Origin of the sequence: Vibrio kasasachensis (genome assembly GCF_050337565.1) — a bacterium.
GTDB lineage: Bacteria > Pseudomonadota > Gammaproteobacteria > Enterobacterales > Vibrionaceae > Vibrio > Vibrio kasasachensis.
In genome coordinates, this window is the sequence record NZ_JAKJTB010000019.1 from 79753 (window position 1) to 98111 (window position 18359).

15 protein-coding genes are annotated in these 18359 nt (G+C 43.4%); 9 read left to right on the plus strand and 6 right to left on the minus strand.

The annotated features are described in order from the left end of the window. Positions 1-176: 176 nt before the first annotated feature. The 6 genes from L4C38_RS15985 to L4C38_RS16010 all read left to right on the plus strand — a co-directional run bounded on the left by L4C38_RS15985 (position 177) and on the right by L4C38_RS16010 (position 7535). Positions 177-809 carry a DUF2760 domain-containing protein gene (locus L4C38_RS15985; protein WP_428798556.1) on the plus strand — a complete coding sequence of 211 codons (633 nt, stop codon included), beginning with the start codon at positions 177-179 and terminating at the stop codon, positions 807-809. Continuing rightward, on the plus strand, positions 809-2740 hold the full coding sequence (locus L4C38_RS15990; protein WP_428798557.1) for an Hsp70 family protein: 1932 nt from the start codon (positions 809-811) through the stop codon (positions 2738-2740). The genes L4C38_RS15985 and L4C38_RS15990 overlap by 1 nt, the downstream gene beginning before the upstream one ends. 71 nt (positions 2741-2811) lie before the next feature. Beyond that, on the plus strand, positions 2812-5646 hold the full coding sequence (locus L4C38_RS15995; protein ID WP_428798558.1) for an Hsp70 family protein: 2835 nt from the start codon (positions 2812-2814) through the stop codon (positions 5644-5646). A gap of 126 nt (positions 5647-5772) precedes the next feature. Next, on the plus strand, positions 5773-6156 hold the full coding sequence (locus tag L4C38_RS16000) for a hypothetical protein (RefSeq protein WP_428798559.1): 384 nt from the start codon (positions 5773-5775) through the stop codon (positions 6154-6156). Between the two features lie 44 nt (positions 6157-6200). Next, positions 6201-6800, plus strand: a complete 600-nt coding sequence (locus tag L4C38_RS16005; protein WP_428798560.1) for a thiol:disulfide interchange protein DsbA/DsbL — start codon at positions 6201-6203, stop codon at positions 6798-6800. 48 nt (positions 6801-6848) lie between these two features. Then, positions 6849-7535, plus strand: a complete 687-nt coding sequence (locus L4C38_RS16010) for a DNA-3-methyladenine glycosylase I (RefSeq protein WP_428798561.1) — start codon at positions 6849-6851, stop codon at positions 7533-7535. A gap of 82 nt (positions 7536-7617) precedes the next feature. Here the strand turns inward: L4C38_RS16010 and L4C38_RS16015 are convergent, their stop codons facing one another. The 6 genes from L4C38_RS16015 to L4C38_RS16040 form a co-directional block, all read right to left on the minus strand. Next, a complete protein-coding gene (locus L4C38_RS16015) occupies positions 7618-7914 on the minus strand; it encodes a hypothetical protein (protein WP_428798562.1) in 297 nt (98 codons plus the stop codon). 68 nt (positions 7915-7982) lie between these two features. Further along, positions 7983-8264, minus strand: a complete 282-nt coding sequence (locus L4C38_RS16020) for a hypothetical protein (RefSeq protein WP_428798563.1) — start codon at positions 8262-8264, stop codon at positions 7983-7985. Between the two features lie 323 nt (positions 8265-8587). Further along, positions 8588-9358 carry a GNAT family N-acetyltransferase gene (locus L4C38_RS16025; RefSeq protein WP_428798564.1) on the minus strand — a complete coding sequence of 257 codons (771 nt, stop codon included), beginning with the start codon at positions 9356-9358 and terminating at the stop codon, positions 8588-8590. 127 nt (positions 9359-9485) lie between these two features. After that, complete coding sequence (locus tag L4C38_RS16030) at positions 9486-9836, minus strand: putative quinol monooxygenase (protein WP_428798565.1); 351 nt, start codon at positions 9834-9836, stop codon at positions 9486-9488. A gap of 124 nt (positions 9837-9960) precedes the next feature. Continuing rightward, the gene (locus L4C38_RS16035; protein WP_428798566.1) at positions 9961-12585 is read right to left on the minus strand and encodes an ATP-binding protein; all 2625 of its coding nucleotides are present in this window, start codon (positions 12583-12585) and stop codon (positions 9961-9963) included. Positions 12586-12595: 10 nt separating this feature from the next. Further along, positions 12596-13387 (minus strand): phosphate/phosphite/phosphonate ABC transporter substrate-binding protein, encoded by a 792-nt coding sequence (locus tag L4C38_RS16040; RefSeq protein ID WP_428798610.1) that lies wholly within the window; start codon positions 13385-13387, stop codon positions 12596-12598. 541 nt (positions 13388-13928) lie between these two features. On the opposite strand from L4C38_RS16040, the gene L4C38_RS16045 reads away from it, so the two are divergent. From L4C38_RS16045 to L4C38_RS16055, 3 genes are read left to right on the plus strand one after another with little or no spacing between them, the layout of a single operon-like run. Beyond that, positions 13929-15698: an IucA/IucC family protein gene (locus L4C38_RS16045; RefSeq protein WP_428798567.1), complete on the plus strand. Its 1770-nt coding sequence runs from the start codon at positions 13929-13931 to the stop codon at positions 15696-15698. Then, positions 15691-16917: a type III PLP-dependent enzyme gene (locus L4C38_RS16050; RefSeq protein ID WP_428798568.1), complete on the plus strand. Its 1227-nt coding sequence runs from the start codon at positions 15691-15693 to the stop codon at positions 16915-16917. The genes L4C38_RS16045 and L4C38_RS16050 overlap by 8 nt, the downstream gene beginning before the upstream one ends. Continuing rightward, entirely contained in the window at positions 16910-18307 is a 1398-nt protein-coding gene (locus L4C38_RS16055; RefSeq protein WP_428798569.1) for a DHA2 family efflux MFS transporter permease subunit, read from the plus strand. Before L4C38_RS16050 ends, L4C38_RS16055 begins: the two co-directional genes overlap by 8 nt. The last annotated feature ends 52 nt before the right edge of the window (positions 18308-18359 follow it).

Sequence of the window (18359 nt, forward strand, 5' to 3'; positions counted from 1 at the left end):
AAAACCTTGCTCAAAAACGAATCAACCAGTGCTGGCTATACTATTTCTTATGCCATTTCTACAAGCTTCCGTACTTGAATGTGATACCATCCACCCCAATTTACTTGTGATTACTAGCTTTTAGCCCAAGTTCTATTCAATCATAACTTGAACTCTAACCTATAAAGAGAATTGTCATGACGTTCGATTTACAAATGATTCCTCAAACGTTCGATATGTTGCATGCAGGTCTTACTGCATCAAGTGTTCTATTACTTCTCGTTGCGGTTTCACGCAAATCTACAGTGATTGAGAAAGTCATCGAAAAGCCCGTTGAGAAAATCGTTGAGGTTGAAAAACCGGTCGAAAAAATCGTTGAAGTTGAGAAAATCGTTGAAGTTGAAAAAGTGATTGAGAAAGTTGTCGAAGTTGAATCAAAACTGGCAACCGCAAGCACTGACTCTGCAATGCAGTTGCTCTCCATCATGCAGCAAGAGGCTCGCCTAATCGATTTCCTAAAAGAAGACCTTACTTCATTCTCAGATGAAGATGTTGGAGCTGCGGCTCGCGTTATTCACACTGGCGGTCAGAAAGTACTGGCTGACTACGTAACGCTAGAGCACATCCGCAATGAAGATGAAGAAACTCGCGTCGTTGTTGAAGCTGACTTCAACTCACAACAAATTCGCCTAATAGGCAATGTGACTGGTCAAGCGCCATTTAGTGGCACACTGGTACATAAAGGCTGGAAAGCGACCGAAATGAAGCTGCCAAAGCTGGCTGAAAACTACGATGCCTCTGTCATTGCTCCTGCTGAGGTTGAGCTGTAATGGAATATCAAGACACTGCTCCGGCAGAAAATATGCCAATAAATACTAACCAACCAGTGTTCAGCGTCGGTATCGACTTAGGCACCACCCACTGCGTGCTTTCTTACCTCGATACTCGCGATGAAGAAGCCAAAGTTGAAGTGATGCCAATCCCTCAGCTTACAGCTCCGGGCATGGTCGAAACACACAGTCAACTTGGGTCGTTCTTATACCAACCACATGAAAGTGAGATGGATGCATCTTCTCGCGTGCTACCGTGGTCAAGCGAACCAAAAGCTTTAGTGGGTGCGATTGCACGTAACCTTGGGGCGAAGACACCAATTCGCCTGATTGCTAGCGCTAAATCATGGCTTTGCCATGGTGGTGTAAACCGCCGCGATGCCTTTCTACCTGCTGGTAGCCCAGAAGAAGTAGAAAAAGTCTCACCGCTGCGCGCGACGGAGCTCTACCTAGAACACCTAGCAGCGGCATGGAACCACACGCATCCAAATTACCCGCTACAACAGCAAGATATCACTATTACCGTTCCTGCGTCATTTGACCCAGCAGCTCGTGATCTTACTGCAGAAGCGGCGCGCAACATTGGTCTGACTCATCTAACCCTATTGGAAGAGCCACAAGCGGCACTTTACAACTGGATTGATAACAGTGGCGACAAGTGGCGTGAACAAGTTATCGTTGGTGATATCGTTTTAGTGATCGATATCGGTGGTGGTACGACTGACCTTTCTTTAGTTAAAGTGACTGAAGAAGACGGTAACCTAACTTTGAATCGTATCGCGGTAGGTGAACACATCCTACTTGGCGGTGACAACATGGACTTGGCCTTAGCCTACCGCCTTAAAATGAAACTGGCGCAAGAAGGCAAAGAGCTACAACCATGGCAAGTTCAAGCAATAACGCACGCATGTCGTGATGCAAAAGAAGCATTGCTTAACGATATAGAGCTTCAAGCTGTGCCTATCGTTGTGCCTAGCCGTGGTTCTAAACTACTTGGCGCAACGCTAAAAACCGAATTGACTCAGCAAGAAGTACAGCAAACATTAGTTGATGGCTTCTTCCCGCAAGTTTCGATTACAGAGCACCCAGTACAACGTAACCGTGGCGCACTAACGCAAATGGGTCTGCCTTACGCACAAGATGCAGGCATTACTCGCCATATTGCGGCATTCTTGTCTAAACAAGCAAATGCACTATCAAGCGAAACTGCACCAGCACAGGAGTTCAACCCATTTGCTGGCATGCCGGGCATGGGTGGCAACGCAGCAGCGTCAACTGACTTTATCAAACCAACCGCCATTTTATTCAACGGTGGTGTATTGAAGTCAACGCTGCTTTCAAACCGCTTGGAAGAAACCATTGGTGAATGGTTGATTGAAGCAGACGCAGAGTTACCAAAACGCCTAACTGGGACTGATCTTGATCTTGCTGTTGCAAGCGGTGCGTCATACTACGGCTCTGTGCGCCGCGGACAAGGTGTGCGTATTCGCGGTGGTATAGCTTCAAGCTATTACGTGGGTATTGAAAGTGCGATGCCAGCTATCCCAGGAATGGCTCCTCCAATGGAAGCGCTGTGTGTGGCACCATTTGGTATGGAAGAAGGATCAAGTGCAGACGTGCCAAGCCAAGAATTTGGTTTGATAATTGGTCAGCCTGTTAACTTCCAATTTTTCGGTTCAACCGTGCGCCGTGATGATCTAGCGGGTACTCATCTCGATTATTGGGCGCCAGAAGAGCTAGAAGAGTTACCTGAAATTCAGGTCACCCTGCCCGTCTCTGAAGGACGTAGTGAAGGTGAAGTTGTACCGGTAACCCTCGCTTCTCGTGTGACTGAACTTGGTACGCTTTACCTTGAAGCTATCGCCGCAGACAACGGTCAGAAATGGCATGTTGAGTTTGATGTGCGCGAAGACGCCGCTCAAACTGAGTAATCAATAGAAGCGGCATCCAAATGGGTGCCGTTTTGCTATCCAAACTAGGTATATAAACTAGGAATGTATTTATGGGCTCTCCTCGTTTTCTTGTTGGTATCGATTTAGGTACGACTAATACGGTCGTCGCATTCTGTGAAATTACTGACAACTTACAACAATCCCAAGTATCCCTATTCGACATTGACCAATTAATTGGTGCGGGCGAAGTGGTTCGCAAACCACTACTGCCTTCATTTCGCTACCACCCTGCAACTAGCCAAGTCTCCGCAGCAGATTTAACCCTGCCATGGCAAAACCAGCCTGTGGCTGGCGATCTCGATAACGTCATCATTGGCGAGTGGGCGCGTGAATTGGGTGCGAAAGTAGAAGGTCGCCAAGTATCAAGTGCCAAAAGCTGGCTCTCTCATCAAGCGGTTGATCGTCGCTCCGAAATTCTGCCTTGGGCTGGCGCAACTGATGTAGACAAAGTGTCTCCATTGATTGCTAGTGCAAGCTATCTAAACCATATTCGCCAAGCTTGGAACTACCGCCACCCAAGTAACAAACTCGAAGATCAAGATGTCGTAGTAACAGTGCCTGCATCCTTTGACGAAACCGCACGTAAGCTGACTCTTGAAGCAGCAGAACTAGCAGGCTTACATAAAATCGTACTGCTCGAAGAGCCACAAGCAGTGTGCTACGACTGGTATGCACGCCATCAACAAACTGCCGCAGACGAGCTAAAAGAACTGCCATTGATTTTAGTCTGCGATGTCGGTGGTGGTACGACTGACTTAAGCTTAATTGAAGCGCGTTTTGCTGCAGAGAATGGTGATACTGAAGAACTGGCACTCGATCGTATCGGTGTGGGTGAGCACTTGATGCTAGGCGGTGACAACCTCGATCTAGCATTAGCTCATCTCGCCGAAAGTCGCCTTTCCCAGAATAACAATACCTCAAGCAAGAAGCTCAATGCGGCTAGCTTAACTAAGTTAATTCAACAAACGCGTAAAGCCAAAGAGAACCTGCTTTCAGCCAATGCACCTGAACACGTCAAAATTACTATGCTCGGCAGTGGCTCAAAACTACTTGGTGGTACCAAAAGTATAGATTTGAGCAAAGCCGAAGTGCACCAAATCGCGCTTGATGGCTTCTTCCCAATCAGTGACTTTACCCAACTGCCTGATAAACGCCGTAGTGCGGTGGTGGAGTTTGGTCTACCATATGTAGCAGACCCAGCAGTGAGTAAGCACGTGGCTGAGTTTTTAACCCAGCATCAGCAAGTTTCTCGCGCTGCGCTAGGCATTGAAGATGAAAAACAAAGCGCCATTCCTGTCGGTTTGCTGCTGAACGGTGGCGTATTTAACAGTGAGCTTATCACTGACCGTGTCACTACCTTGCTCAAAAACTGGCGTGGCGGTGATATTACCGTACTGGATAATCCACACCCAGATTGGTCTGTTGCTTTAGGCGCTGTCGCATTTAGTAAAGCACGCCGAGGTGCACAACTTAAAATCGGTGGCGGTGCCGCGCGTTCTTATTTCTTACATCTACAGGAAAAAAATAAATTAGGTAAAGCACTCTGCTTGCTAGCGAAAGGGACTGAAGAAGGTCACGAAATTCGCTTAAGCGGACGCCGCTTCTCGCTGACTTTAGGTGAGCCTGTACGCTTTAACCTTCTGACCTCCACTCACGATACTTTGAGTAACCAAACGGCGATTCAAAATGGTGTTATGGTTAATGTCGACCCCGATTTATTCCAACCACTACCACCGTATATTTCAACGTTAGATGGTGAAGGGGTCGAGTTGCATGCCAACCAAAAAGAGCGCGTAGAAGTGCTACTAGCTTGTCAGCTAACCGAAGTTGGCACGTTGAAAATGGAATGCGTTGCCACGCAAGATGAAAGCAAACGCTGGGCGCTTGAGTTTGAAGTTCGTAATCAACAAGTAGATAAACAAGAGCAGAGCCAACACCCGCGCCTTAACGAGTGTAAAGATCTGATTAGCCGCATCTATAGTGCCAACAAAAAGAGTGCGGAAAACAACGAAATCAAAACACTGGCGAAAGCGCTAGAAAAACGCTTGGGTCAACGTGATGAGTGGGACTTTTTCACGCTACGCCAACTATTTGATGCTTTTGCTACGGGGCGAAAACGTCGTCGTCGTTCAGAACAACATGAGAAAAACTGGCTACGTTTGGCTGGCTTTGCCTTACGCCCAGGCTTTGGCGACGCCACCGATGGCTGGCGTATCGAGCAGGTTTGGAACTTATACCAGCAAGGTATTCAATTTAAGAATCACCAAGGTTGGACTGACTGGTGGGTATTCTGGCGTCGTATTGCTGGCGGTTTAAGCCAAGAGCAACAAGAAATCATATTAGCGGATATCGCTAAGTACTTACATCCTGGCGCAATGAAGAACCCCCAATCGGCAAAAGCTGCACAAGATATGGGTTATGAGTCAATGGTACGTTTAGCCGCATCACTTGAGCACTTAGATGTGGAAGATAAAGTCTTACTCAGTAGCTGGTTCTTAAGTAAAGCTATTAACCACAACCAATACCAACAAGCGCATTGGTGGGCACTAGGGCGATTGGCTTCACGAACGCCGCTTTATGGTAGCCAGCATAATGTGGTTAGCCGTGAGCAGGCAGAGCAATGGCTACCAGAACTGCTTGAACAAAATTGGCAAAAAGAGCCAATGATCGCTTTTGCGGCAGTTATGATTTGCCGTAAAACAGGAGATAGATTATTTGATATCTCTGATGATTGCCGCCAGCAGGTATTGGCGAAACTGAAGCAAAGCAAAGTACCAGAGTCTTGGCTTGAATTAGTGGCAGAAGTGAAAGAGCTTTCTGCTACCGAATCAAAACGTGTATTTGGTGACGCATTGCCGAGCGGTCTAACTCTCGTTCAGCAGTAGGATGCCCTTTGAAATAATGTCACCCCATCTACAGATTTAATCCTCCGAGATTAGATATGTAAATGGGGTGCCTTTTGAAACACCATCAGGTAAGATAATCGCTCATTGGATAGAGGTTGCACATTGATGCAAAAAACAAATCGACAGTTACTGATCGCTCTGTTTAGTGCTTTTTGCCTATTGTGGCTAAGCGCCGTCAATGTTGTGCAAGCCAATAGCAAACTGCCTCCTCACGTTCAAGATACAAGCTTCATTGAAGCATCCCACTCAAAGTGCCCAGATTCAAGTGCATCTGATGCTATGAGTCATCACGTTAAAGTTGAACACCAAAGCTGTTCTTCCGTATGCGTAATGAAGATACCTTTCGAGCCCACGCACTATGCTCTACAACTTGCCCCCACCTCTATCGCTCCAATTGGGCAAGACAATATAGATAAAGCAGTGAGTCGAATTCAAACGCTATTTCGCCCTCCAATCCAATTATCCCTAATTGATTCACCTCGTGCTTAAGCGCACGCGCATTCTATTTAAAGTTAAAATTGGGAACTAAAACTATGAAGACAATCTTTACTCTATTTGCTTTGTTACTGCTAGCAGTTTCAGCTCAAGCAACCACATTCACCGAAGGTGATTACTACACCGTAATTAATGAACCTAAAGCTGACACACCAACGGTTACAGAATATTTTTCTTTCTACTGTCCACACTGCTACCAGTTTGAGTCCATTGTTAAAAACCTCAAACCGGCACTAAATGACGATGTCACATTTGAAAAAGTGCATGTTGGTTTCATGGGCGGCGACATGGCGGAACCAATGGTGAAAGCGTACGCGACAATGGCTCAACTTCAGGTTAAAGAACGAATGATCCCAGCCATGTTTGAGCAGATCCATGTACTACGTAAAGCACCTCAAAGCGAAACTGAATTGCGCCAAGTGTTCATTGATAATGGTGTAAGTGCCGGTGCTTTTGATTTGGTGTATAACAGCAAAGCTGTCGAAATGAAGTTGGAAGAGTACACCGAACAGTTTAAAAACAGTACCCTCCGTGGTGTACCCGCGGTAGTCGTCAACAATAAATACATCGTTGTGGCGAGTAAAATCAAAAGCTTCGATGAATATAACCAACTCGTAAACTATCTACTTACGCTTTAATTTAACAAGCCAGAGCTAAGCTCTGGCTTTTCTTTGTTTGGAGCATATATGCAGCTAGAACATTTTGATGCCATCTATCAACGCGCAGCTAAACGAAAAGGTGATGAGCACCAACTTGAAGCGCGTCTATCTACCCCTCTCAGCAAAAAGGAAATCACCGCCATTAGTGATGACCGTTGGTTATCTGCCTTCTCTATGAAGGTTTTCCAAAGTGGCATGTCTTGGAAAGTAGTCAGAAACAAGTGGCCAAACTTTGAAGAGTTATTCTTTGGTTTCAACATTGAACCATTGCTAATGTTGTCTGATGAGCATTGGGAAATTAAATCAACCGATAAGCGCATCATTCGCCACCACAGCAAAGTAATGTCGATTGCGGCTAACGCACAAATGATTTACGAAGCTCGCATTGAACATGGCTCATTTGGCGAAATGGTAGCTAATTGGCCAACAGAAGATATAACAGGCTTGTGGCAACATTTGAAAAAACACGGCCAGCGACTGGGGGGAAATACAGGTCCCTATTCACTACGCCAAATAGGGGTAGACACCTTTATTTTATCGAGCGATGTAGAAGCTTACTTACGCAGTTACCAAATAATCGAAGGCGGAAGAGATACCAAGCGCTCTCTTGCTCAATGCAATCAAGCCTTTGCACACTGGCAACGAGAAAGTGGACGTAGCCTAACGCACATCAGTCAAATCATTGCCTTTAGTTGCGGTGATAACCACATCTAGTGATGCTGATTAATCATTCTACGTGAAAAGTCATTCTGTGGTTTTGCTGAGCAAAATGAAAACGCATAATCTTGGCAGGTTTTTATACCAATATTCCACCCAGCGCCATGAGTACACCAAACGACACAACTTTGGTAAAAACAACCACCCAAATACAATCACTTATATTGGCATGAGCGGCTTTGTTCAAAAGATACACAAACAGAATTAAACCAAGAATCCAGCCAACCGTAGGAGTAAGAGAAACGAGTGAAACCAACAGAGCAATAACAAGCAAAGACTTGAAATCAATGATGACAAAAGAGAGCTTCGATGCGATATACATACAACATGTTGTAATTATCGCATCCATAACAAAAACTATCGCTTCTAACCCCACCTGTAACCTCTTAAATCTAAACAATATGGAGGGAAATAGTTCATAAACGGCAAGTCGTCGCTGGGGCATCAAATAATAGTGACACCTTCAACCTCAACTACGCTATTTGCTTCAGCCCTATCGATAATTTTAATTAAAACTGATTGGATAGTTTCGTCATTTCTTACGTCCGTTTCACTTACGAATTTTTGCTCTTGAGGCTCAGCTGCTTCTTCTGCGGTAAAAGTGACGATAACTTGTGTCGCAAGATCAGACGTCTTACCAAAATACGCTATCGATAGTAGAGGGTATCCTTTGAAGCCCTTTTTAACCTGTTTTGCTATACGTTTTTTCGCTTTATCCACATTCATAACATAATCCTTGTGGTTGCTTAACCCAATAATAAAAGAACGTTAAACTCTTGCAAAACATAAACTTAAACACATTTAAAATGCGTTAGACGCGTACCGACACCTTAAATCTAATGTATATCGCCAGAAACACATGAAACCAATAGGATGGGACGGTACGCGATATGTGGATTCTACAACAAATAATGCAAAATCACTGCTCTAGTATTCACAAAAAACAGCTTAATTCTCTGACGCTTGCGACTAAAAGCACAATCACTTTATCCATCGATACTCTGGCTTATCATCCGAAAACAGGCTGTATTACAATCACCCTGCCCTATTTATCCTTTTGACTTACCAACAACTTTATCAAATCGAGAATTCATGCAAACGCTGATGTCTGTCGTTATAAACTCTCCGTCAATATATAAGCTGAAAATGGTAGCTGGTGTCGGCGCAGACTGAGCTTGTTCCATTGTTTCAATTTTGATTACTTCCAACGACAAACCACGGTTTTCACATGATTCGACTAAGGATTCATTCACATGGTATTCCGAGTACGGGCAACGATTAGAAAAATATACGACACAACCTTTACGCTTCGGAAGCTTACCTTCCTTGGCGCATGAATTAAAGCTTGGACGAATATCATCACTAGCGAAATTGAGTGATACAAGAACAAAACCTGAAGGCAAAGTATCGCAAACCTCAAAGCCCTGATTTAAATACCACTTTGCGTCACTCATGAAATGAAATTTCTTTGCCCCAACAACAGCAACTAAACCCTTTTTTCCTTGCTTTTTGGCGACTTCAATTACGTCTTCTAATAGAGCTTTACCATGACCTTGCTTTTTATATTTCCCGGAGACCCAAAAACATCCAAGCATCATATAATTCGGAGCTGTCACTGGAACCCATGCCTTCTCTGCTGGACCATACTCAATGAATACTTTTGCGCGCTCATCTAGACGACGAAACACGTAACCGTTGTCAAACTCCTGTTTAAGCCAGCGTTTTTTTAAGTCATAACTATGAGTACACTTCTTGTCTGAGAATGCACAGCAAATATGCTCAGAATCGAGATTGGTTTCGGTCAGTGTAATATATTCCATAGTTCACCTCCGCTATTTTTATAAAAAGCTAAGACCAGTTAACGCCCGCAAGGGATAAAAGTAGCGTCAACTACTGACTATTGACGCTGATGTCAATTTATTCCATGCCCATTACAAAGGCGGCTAGCTACTCATAAATCGGGGCGTCGAACTCATGCCCTTCATCTGTATACGCAGTCACAATAGCATCGTCGACTAAGCCAGTTTCAGCTTGTACTTGAGTTTTAAAGAAATGTTGAATTTGTTTTCTACGACCATGAGCTAACCAAGATTCTGCATCTTCCCAAATTTCATTAAATACTATGGTGTATTCGTTTCTTGTTGCACTCGGATGATCGATCTGACGAGTCAGCATATACTGAATACAGCCTTCTTCTCGATAAGAGTCAGGCTCTAACGCCTTCAGGACTTCAAATAGCTCTGCTTCTTTACCGTTTTTAGGCTTAAATTGCGCTAGAACGTACACTCGACTTGTCATGAAATTTCCTTTCTATTACGGTGAGTTACCAAGGTGGTAAAGGCATCGATACCCAAATAACCACAAGATGATTAGGTATATAATTCACCAGAAAAGGTAGCATGATGCAATGGTGTTCACAACGCTATACATCACGACTTGAACCATCGTGAGAGGATGAAATCCATTTCGAAATCATATTTAGGAGATCTTCTTTCTTCACTGGCTTGGTTAAATAGTCGTCCATCCCTATTTCAACACTCTTCTCCACTTCATCTTGCAATGCATGAGCTGAAAATGCCACAACGGGACACCATGAATACTCTCTCAGTTTCTGCAGTTCTCTTATATCTTGGGTTAAGCTAAAACCATCTTTATTCGGCATCGATATATCAGTAATCACTAGATCCGGGTTTAGTTGTTGGTATAAATCTACTGCCACCTCACCATCCTCCGCCAAAATAAGATTGACGCCTGTGTCTTCAAGCATTTTAGAGATTAGAATTCGATTCACACGGCTGTCTTCTGCAACCAGAATATTGACACCTGAAAAATCAGACCTCAGTTTTTCTTTCTCATTGTTAATTTCTTCATGATTCAACTGGAAGCAATTAAGCAATTTTGTTTGAGTAACAGGTTGAGATATATATTGCTGGCTCTTAATCATTTTATGATGATGTTCATCAGAGATTGTTGGTTCAAGAAACACAATCCTACCACCCGCAGTTTTCAGGCACTGGTTCAACTTATATACCACATTCAATGCTTCATTATCACAATGCCCTATTATTATTCGATTATAGGTAACACCATCGGTATCATGGAGCTGCTTGATCGATTCCGACGTGACATGAGTAACTTTCAAACGAAGCTGTTCCGCCATGCCATTCAATTGCTCTACACGTGGAAGATAATCATCAATTAATAAAACATGCTGTCCTTCAAGCGTCGCTGAATGTACTTCAACTTCGGCTTGATCTTTTAACTCTAAACAGAAACTGAAACATGAGCCAACACCAAAAGTAGAGGTAACGGTTAGTTCTCCACCATACATTTGAATCAATCGTTTCGATATCGCCAGCCCCAACCCTGTCCCTTCATATTGCCGCGTCACTGAGTTATCGACTTGCTCAAATTTCTCCATGATATGTGGTAGACGGTCAGCAGGAATGCCTATCCCAGTGTCAATCACATCAAACTGGTAGTTGTGCCGACCCAGTTTTGCAACTTTGAGCAAGATATGTCCGTTTTCTGTAAACTTAAGTGCATTACCGATAAGATTAAGCAGAATTTGATTAATTCGCCCTTTATCTCCAATAACGGCACTATTGATTGAAAAAGGAATATCCACCAACAGTACTATGTTTTTTTGTGTCGCTTGATACGCACACAAACTGGTACAGCTTTCAACTAAATCCCTTAGATCAAACGGCTCCTCGACTAAACTTAATTTTCCAGATTCCACTTTGCTGTAATCAAGAATATCGTTAATAACCGTCACTAAGTTGTCCGCAGACTTATGTAATAGAGCCAGTAATTCTTTCTGCTCAGAGCTCTTTTCCCGCTCAAGCAACAACTCACTGATACCCATAATAGCATTCATCGGTGTCCTGATTTCATGGCTCATATTCGCGAGGAATTCAGATTTTGCTCTGGCCGCTTTATTAGATTTTTCAACTGCGGCTGAAAGCTGCTGTTCGATTGCACGCCTATCGCTAATATCTCGCTCAACCGCGACAAATCTCAAAAGCTGACCACTCTCATCGCAAACAGGAAAAAGGTCGAGTTCAACCCAATATTTTTTCCCTGATTTCGTGTAGTTAACAATCTCTACACGAGTTGGCTCTTGATTTCGTATACTTTCAGAGAGTAAGGCTATCGCCTCTCGATCAGATTCCTCCCCTTGTAATAATTCACCAGGAGTCTTGTTCAATGCTTCTTCAAATGAATATTCGGTCAGTTGTTCAAAGGCAGGGTTCACCCAGACAGTTTTTCCATCTGAATTAGTAATAATGATGGTATCTCTAGCATGTTCTGCAACTTCAGCAAGCAACGATACTTTTTCAGACAACAACTTTTGAGTACGATATTGCTGCTCTAAGTTATCTTGAGCTTGAGCAAGAGATGTAGACATTGTATTGAAAGCATCGCCCACTCTAGTAACTTCATCATTGCCCGGTATTTCGATTTGCGTCCCCGGTCCTTGCTGAGTAACCTTCACTACCCCTTTGCGTAGCAAATCCAACCGTTTCAATAGGTAGGTTCCTAGAGCAAACGAAAACAACGCCACCAGCGACATTTCGATAACAGCGATGACAATACTGGCTTGCTTAGCGTAACTAAAAATTTGATGGATCCCATCAACTCTCACCCCCATCTCGACAGAACCAAACGATTGTTCTCCAAGCATAATCGGGCTAGCGACATCGAACACGCCGTCAGGGACATCAAATGGTCGAATTGTCGTATCAACACCTTGATAATCACCTTGCCGCGTGAGCTCTACACCACTTCGGTCTAGTATTCTTATGTAAGCTAGATTATGCTCACTGACGACTGATTGAGCAAAACTATCTAAATAGGCGAGATCGGTTGCGATGACTGCATCTCGTGATGCTTTTGCAAAAACACTTACCAATTGCTTACTACCGACCTCTAAACTTTGCTCGTTCGAAATTTTCAACCAGCTAAGGCCACTAATAATCAACACCCCTAGCGCTAACGCTTCAATGAGTGCAATACCTATAATGGTTTTAGAACGAAGCGTCATGCATCACCATTTATAGTGAAATACCTAGCTGAACGATATCATCCCAATCACTGTCTTGCGCAGATTGAAGCCCTTTAATACTAAGCATAGTGAAGCTTTGCTGTGCTTGAGGATCTAGGTTTAACGTCATTACGGCATCGCGTAGTGCTTGCTTTGTTTCCGAATCAACATGGTTGGCAACAGCAAAAGCATGGGGAGTATAAGCGTTAGTTTGGTAAATAATTTTTAGCTCTTTCTTAGCCTCATTATCAAAACTTTTAAACGTTCGACCGACGCCACCTCCAGCGGCATATAAGCCCTTAGCGACACCTAAATAAACCGAGTCATGTGAACCGACATACTTAGTACTAAAACTTATACCTTGTTGGCTAAGTTCTGATTGATTGATAATCGATGCACCAAATGCCCTTGGAGCAGGAAAAGCAATCACCTTATTTTGTAACTCTTGAATATCCCCTTGCCAGTCACTCCTCGCAACCAAAATACCCTTGATTTTTTTATCTTTAGCTCGTGCAAGTGCAGTATAACCAGGGGAGTGATTCACCAAAGTAAAATGATACGGATTCATATAAGCCATATCATATTCACCCGCCGCCAATCGCTTTTCAAATGTTGGAATATCGCGGGCGGTCGCAAACCTGATCTCAACGCCCGCTAGTTCCCCCCAGCGATCCAACAGTGGTTGCCATTGCTGGGCAAGTTTTGCTGCAGATTGTTGTGGTACAACACCAAAAACCAAAGGCTGTGCCGCTGCTACTTTCGCTGTCATCAACATGCAAATCGAGCATAGAAACAATGCCATGAATTTGTTATAGGATCGTTTTAGACTCATCAAAAATTTCTGTATCATTCAAACCTCTCCAATCCATATGGGGGATCTATATATTAAGTTTTGGTTGCTTATTTATGATAGTAAACTATTTGAATTACTGTCTTTTTTTAGTCAAGTAAAACATTGGATTCTATTCATTGCCTCAAAATCTACTTCCAGACTAGCATCTCCCATTGCCGCCCAACGTATTCGACATTTAAGAACATGCTGCTTTCTCATCTCAAAAATTCGATGAATTGAATTAAAGAGTCTCAATAACTTCCCAATTCACACAATCAATTGTCAAACCGCTGACCACATATTGACACAGGTTCATATCAAATATATTTTAATGCGAATGATAATCAAAATCATTATTGGCGCGATAGTGAGAGTATTACATTTATTAAGTCACTTACGACTTCCTTTGCTACTTAGTTTTAGTCACCGTTTCTGCCCGAAATTGTGCAAACCATCTGGCTTTGATGCCTTAGTAATACATCAAAGTTCAAATAGATACAGGACACACAGAATGAAACCATCGGTCAATATGATGACTAGTATTGTGAGTGATCTCGCGATGACGCACGCACTCCTTAATTGTCTAATCAAAGAATTTGCCCTCCCCAATCAGAATGCCAAATATAAGTGGCCAGATAAACTAGATGGGTTAAATCCAGCCAACTGCCTCAATGGTGTACATCGACGAGCATTACCGTTGCTTATCAACCTATCGAGCAAAGAAGAGCTTTTTGTTTTGGTTGATCGTAAAAGCACGTTAGGCAATCAGCGATATTTGTCAGATGTTTACGTTAGAGAGAACGAGACATCTTGGTTGAACTTAGAATTCGACGCTTTAGCTAAATTCCTGCTGAATGCATGCTCAAGTCAAACTGGCACACACAACACAGAGATTCTTGAGCAAATCACCTCCAGCCGAAACCTGGTTAAACATATTCTTGTCGCTCAAAGCAAAAATCCTATCTCACAACCATTTTCCTCATACATCACGAGTGAGCAAAGTCTTTGGTTTGGGCATCCTTCTCACCCAGCCCCAAAGGCAAGACTGTGGCCAGAAACTCTTCCACAAGAAGAGGTCACGCCAGAATTTCAAGCCAACACTAGACTTTACCAATTTGAGGTACCCAAGCAGGGTCTCTATATCAAGGCGAATGATCTACAAGAGTCCGACGTTCTCAATGCAATTGCACCACAGGATAATAGTCGCGAAGGATACGCGGTCATTGCTATGCACCCTGTTCAGGCTGAACTGTTGAAGCAAGATCCCCGGGTAAAAGCTTTATTAAATCAAGATGAGATACGAGATTTAGGTCCAACTGGGTTTGCTGCGGCACCTACCGCATCAATCCGAACTTGGTATTTGGAAGATCATCCCTACTTTATTAAAGGGTCTCTAAATGTGCGAATTACAAACTGCGTCAGGAAGAATGCTTGGTATGAACTAGAGAGTACTCTCGTTATCGACCGGTTATTTCGCCGCATGATGAGCTCCACTCCTGCAGCGTTTAAAGGCGCACAAGTTGCGTCTGAACCCGCTTTTCTAAGCTGGATACCGAACCATGCTAACGAAGATGACCAGTTATGGTTCCAAGAACAAACAAGTATCATTCTTCGAGAGAATTTTTGCCACTCAAATCAACAGAGTAAATTCGCTTTAGCGGCGACAGCTTTCGCTCGTGACCAATATATGCAACCTATGATTTGGACGCTAATTGGTGAAAACGCTAAGACTCAAACGCGCTTAGACTGGTTTCAAACCTATCAGAGGCTTCTTCTTCAACCTGTACTCAGCTTGTTTTTCGACTATGGAGTTGTCACTGAACCGCACTTACAAAATACGGTTTTTTCACACCAAGATGGCATGCCAGAAAACCTAATTATTCGTGATTACGAGGGCATTAAACTAACCAATGAATTGGGAATGAGTTTTGTCGATGAAAGCCTAGACCCAAGAGTTGAAGAGTCACTTGTATACCCAAGAGAAAAAGGTTGGCAACGTATTTCCTATTGCTTATTCATCAATAATATTAGCGAAGCTATCCTTGCACTAAGTTGGGACAAACCTGAGCTTTCAGACAAAATGTGGGACATTGTCAAAAGTGAACTTATCCAAATCAAAAAATCCTTAGCCCAACCAGCTCCAGAACTGGAAAATATGATCCAACATGGCGTAATTGAATGTAAATGTAACTTCAAAGTTAGGTTAGCTGGTCACGCGGATAAGCAAGTGCAATACGAGCAATTGAAAGCGCCTTGGGTTAAGGAGATCGCTTGTGTTTAAACTTCCGGCTACAGTCCAGAAAAGCATACTGGATACCAAGAGCACCTATTCAGACCCAGTTTCCATGTTTATCTATGATTTGCCAAAACTTGAAGCTCATATCCAATATGTCATGGAGCACCTCCCTGACAATGTGGAACTTTACTATGCAATCAAAGCCAATAGTGAGAAAGAAATACTTGATACTCTTGCTCCTTGGGTGCACGGTTTTGAAATATCTTCTGGTGGTGAGACACAGAAGATAGCGCAATGTGAGCAGGCTCTACCATTTGTTTTTTCCGGTCCAGGGAAACTCGATTCAGAACTTGAATCTGCTTTAATTCAAGGTGTCGAAGCTATCCATATTGAAAGTCTCAACGAAATAGCACGGCTGCAAAATATTGCCCATAAACTTAACCTAACCCAAGCCGTATTTATCCGTATTAACCCTACCCTGCCACCAGAGCTGGAAAGTAAACTGACAATGGCAGGGCGAGCAACACCTTTCGGTATTGACGAAGCTGAACTAAAAATGGCAATAGATGCCGTAGATTCCTCAGAAAATCTGACTCTCAAAGGTTTTCATGTACATGCTATGTCCCATCAAAAATCGGTTAAAAAGCACAAAACACTTATCGATTTTTACCTCTCTCGCTGGGCCGATTGGAGGGATCTCGCTAGCTCCCCTGATAGTGTGACTCATCTAAATGTTGGCGGTGGTATAGGGGTAAACTATTTAGAAGATAAACAATTCGACTGGCTTGATTTCTGTGGTTACTTGGATGAAGCGCTATCTAAATTTGATGAGGTTCCAACCCTTCGCTTCGAACCTGGTCGCTTTATTTCGGCATTTTGTGGCTATTATGTAATGGAAGTGCTCGACATAAAGAGCAGCCACGGAGAATCGTTCGTTATTTGCCGAGGAGGTACCCATCAATTCCGATTACCAGCGGCACAAAACCATGATCATCCCGTTATACACTTACCTTTAGAGCTGGATAAACCTCACAACTTAAGCCCTGAGAAATCATGGTCTGTCGTTGGTCAGCTTTGCACACCAAAAGACATCTTCAGTCGCAGTGCAATACTCACTAATGTTTCTATAGGCGATATGTTGATCTTACCGCTAGCTGGTGCATACGGTTTCAACATCTCTCATGTGGATTTCCTTTGTCATCCACACCCTGTTATTAGCTATCTTCCAAAAGCTTCAATGTATAAGGAGCGGAAGTTTGGATAAACCCCAAAAGCGTTCAATTTGGGTGGTAATCTGCGTCATGTTAGGCACAACCACTGTTAGTCTGAACAACAGTACTATAAATCCTGCCATCCCAGTCTTTGTCGAAGATTTTGATCTAAGCCCTGTGCTAGCCACTTGGATTATGGTCACTTTTATGGCGACGATGGGGATAACCATGCCGTTGACCAATTATCTAAGCCAACTGTGGAACCGAAAATACGTTTACATCACAGGAGCCTGCTTGTTTTTTATTGGCTCAGCTATCGGCATGTATGCGCAATCAATACAGCAGTTGCTAATTGCAAGAGGGATTCAAGGAATAGCGAGTGGATTAATGATACCGTTATCACTAGCAATCATTTTTTCTGTATATCCAAAAAATCAACGTGGGCGTGTCACAGGGATTTGGGGAGCAGCAGTGATGCTTGCCCCCGCATTTGGTCCATTAATTGGCAGTCTAATGTTGACCTTTTACAGTTGGCACTCGCTATTCATAATCAACCTTCCATTTGCGCTAATAACAATAGCTCTAGGCGTGAAGGTGCTGCCGTCTTCTCGCAGGAGTACCGACCTCTCGTTTGATGGTGTTGGTTACACTCTAATTGCACTTGCTTTAGCAATAACACTTGTCACCACCGGTCAACTCAAAAACGCAGAAGCCCGGCAAGACCTATTTACATTTGTACAATTAGCTATTGGTATCGCCTGTCTGGTTGCCTTTGTTTTCTGGTCACTCAAGCGAGAGAGTCCGTTACTGAATATAAGGCTTTTTAACAACAGAGGTTATCGAAGCAGCGTTGTCATTACAGTTGCGCAAGCGATTGGAATGTTTGAGTGCCTTTTCCTCTTACCCATATTGATACAATCTGTACTTGGCTATAGCCCAATAATAACGGGGATGATGCTATTAGTAACAGCGCTCAGTGCTAGCTTATCAAGCCATTGGGGCGGAAAACAATTAGATCAACAGGGACCGAACCGGATTGTGTCACTTGGGTTACTCATAAATGGTATGAGTACTATCGGTATTGGCTTTGTCACTACTGCTAACCCGATCTGGGTTCTTGCCCTGCTATCTTGTCTCCGTGGAACGGGATTAGGTCTTTCATACATACCAATCACGACAGCCGGTATCAGCACTTTACCCGATAGTATGATCACCCAAGGTGCTGTCATGAATAACATATCAAGACGACTATGTGCATCAATCACGCTACTTTTAGGCGCGATCTGGCTTGAAATAAATACGTCAGCTAGTCATACCAATATTGAGTACGCATCAGCAATCAGTGATGTCTTTATCGCTGTCGGATTACTGACTATTACCGTCGTCCCTTTAGCGTGGTGTTTTCCTACGAAGGAAGATTATTCGCTGCATATCACCGATTAATTAGACATTCATCAATAACTTTCTTGAACACAATAAAAAGGATTTTTGCACT